Genomic DNA, 663 nt, shown 5'->3' with positions numbered 1-663 from the left:
GCTGTGCGAAGGGGATCTCGATGCCTTCTTCGGCGAAGCGGCGGGCGATCTCGTGGTGGAAGTCCGAGGTCACCACCAGCTTCGAGCCCACGTCGCGGATCACCGCGCGGATGAAGAAGTTCAGCGAATCCGCGCCGAACTCCTCGAAGGTTATCATCGGCTCGGGGTTCAGCAGCACCATGTCGTGCTCGCGCACGATGCGGCGCAGGATGTCCTCGACCTTGCGTGTGTCGCTGCCATAGGCCACGCCCACCGGCACGACCACCCGGCCCAGCACGTTCGAGCGAGTGAAGTTCGTCACCCGGCCCGAGACGAAATCCGAGTTCGGCACGATCAGGTCGGTTCGGTCGAAGGTCTCGATCCGGGTCGAGCGCACCGAGATGCTCTTGACGATGCCCTGCGTGCCGCCGGTCTCGATCCAGTCGCCCTCGGAGATCGGCCGTTCGATCAGCAGGATGATGCCCGCGACGAAGTTCGACACGATGTTCTGAAGGCCGAAACCGATGCCGACCGAGAGCGCACTGGCGACCAGCGCCAGCGACGACAGGTCGAGGCCGGCGGCGGTGATCGCCACCAGCGCGGCGGCGAAGATGCCGACGTAGCCCAGCCCCGAGACGATGGCGGTCTGCCCGCCCTGGTCGATGCGGGTCTTGGGCAGGATCG

Annotated in this window: 1 protein-coding gene; it reads right to left on the bottom strand. The window is 66.1% G+C overall.

Annotated features, from left to right (window positions below; all coding sequences use genetic code 11):
• Positions 1-663 (bottom strand): mechanosensitive ion channel family protein (locus tag HC022_RS28225; protein ID WP_167454564.1); only part of this gene is annotated, 663 nt, incomplete at both ends.

The organism is Salipiger sp. HF18, from assembly GCF_011806505.1.
GTDB lineage: Bacteria > Pseudomonadota > Alphaproteobacteria > Rhodobacterales > Rhodobacteraceae > Salipiger > Salipiger thiooxidans.
This window is presented reverse-complemented; position numbering and strand designations above follow the sequence as displayed.